This window comes from Streptacidiphilus monticola (assembly GCF_042658505.1).
GTDB lineage: Bacteria > Actinomycetota > Actinomycetes > Streptomycetales > Streptomycetaceae > Streptacidiphilus > Streptacidiphilus monticola.
Genome location: NZ_JBHSQJ010000169.1, coordinates 1 through 1,363 on the forward strand (window position 1 = coordinate 1; position 1,363 = coordinate 1,363).

Annotated in this window: 2 protein-coding genes; one reads left to right on the forward strand and one right to left on the reverse strand. The window is 72.0% G+C overall.

Annotated elements, in window-relative coordinates; genetic code table 11:
• Positions 1-91: 91 nt before the first annotated feature.
• Complete coding sequence (locus ACFP3V_RS30240) at positions 92-661, reverse strand: PaaI family thioesterase (protein ID WP_380590489.1); 570 nt, start codon at positions 659-661, stop codon at positions 92-94.
• Positions 662-816: 155 nt separating this feature from the next.
• Between ACFP3V_RS30240 and ACFP3V_RS30245 the strand changes: the two genes are divergently transcribed.
• Positions 817-1,284 carry a winged helix-turn-helix transcriptional regulator gene (locus ACFP3V_RS30245; protein WP_380590492.1) on the forward strand — a complete coding sequence of 156 codons (468 nt, stop codon included), beginning with the start codon at positions 817-819 and terminating at the stop codon, positions 1,282-1,284.
• The last annotated feature ends 79 nt before the right edge of the window (positions 1,285-1,363 follow it).

Genomic DNA, 1,363 nt, shown 5'->3' on the forward strand with positions numbered 1-1,363 from the left:
CCTGCCCTCCCGCAGCCCGATTTTCCATTCAGCAGCACGAGCGCGCGCGTCGCCCTACGGTGAATGCCGTTGCACGCCGGTGCGACTGCCTTCAAGCCCTCCCCGCCGCGGGAAAAATCATGCAACTGCTCACCGCGTGCGCAATCAACTTCCCTTCGGAGTCAACGAGTTCGGCCTGCGCCAACGCCGTCCGCCGCCCGTGGTTCAGTACGGTGCCGACGGCCCGCACCTTCCCGGTGTCCACCGTGATCGGGCGCAGGAACTTCACGTTCAGATCGAGCGAGGTGTAGCCCGTGGCCGGCGGCAGCACAGACTGCACCGCACAACCCGCCGCCGAGTCGAGCAGTGTGGCGTAGACGCCACCGTGGACGCTCCCGATCGGGTTGTAGTGCTCCTCGCCCGGCTCCAGGGTGAACACCGCTCGCCCGAACTCGACCGACTCAAGGGTGAATTGGAGAGTCGCCGCGATGGGCGGCGTGGGCAGCTCCCCAGCGACCATCCGCTGCAGGAACTCCAGCCCGCTCTCCTCCCCCACAGCAGCCGCCGAGACCCGCGGGTCCTCCCACGAATACGTCCGCGTCCGCGCCTGCGCCCGCGCCCGCACCCGACCCTGCGCCTCCGCCTGCGTGGGCGTCTCCGTGGGCGTCTGCGATCCGTCCATGCGCCGTCCTCCTGACCTCCCGGCGGCTGCTCCTCCTCCCGGCAAGGGTCCAGCCGGAGGACGCCAGCCCACCCTGGCTCTGTTCGTCGAAGCCAGCTAACCGACCGCCCCCGCTGACTGTCAATGCCGAAGCCAGCCCGCCTAGGATGGGGCCCATGACCTGGCTGGAGACGAGCACCGAGAACTGCACCGTGCAGCGGACCCTCGACCTGGTCGGCGAGCGCTGGGCGCTGCTCGTCCTGCGCGACGCGATGAACGGGGTCCGCCGTTTCGACGACTTCCGTCGCCACGTCGGCCTCTCCGAGGCCGTCCTGGCGGACCGGCTGCGACGGCTGGTCGCGGCCGGGATCCTGACGACGGTCCCGTACCAGGAGCCCGGACGCCGGACCAGGCACGAGTACCGGCTCACCGACAAGGGCTGGGATCTCTGGCCGGTGATGATCGCGCTCAAGCAGTGGGGCGACCGCTGGACCGCGGACGCGGAAGGCCCGCCCCTCGAGGTCCGGCACCGCGACTGCGGCGCACCGCTCGAAGCGGTCGTCCACTGCGCCGACGGACACGGCCCGCTGACGCCCCGCGAGGCCCGCGCCCGCCCCACCGCCGCGGCCCGGCCGCTCGGTTGACCGCTCGGCCCACCGAGCAGCCCCCCGAGCGACCGGTCACCCCCGCGCGGCCACGCGGCACCCCGCCACGCCACCACCC

Bases quoted from the DNA above. Each gene is read 5' to 3' on its own strand.
- ACFP3V_RS30245 (WP_380590492.1), top strand. From the start codon at position 817: ATGACCTGGCTGGAGACGAGCACCGAGAACTGCACCGTGCAGCGGACC.
- ACFP3V_RS30240 (WP_380590489.1), bottom strand. From the start codon at position 661: ATGGACGGATCGCAGACGCCCACGGAGACGCCCACGCAGGCGGAGGCG.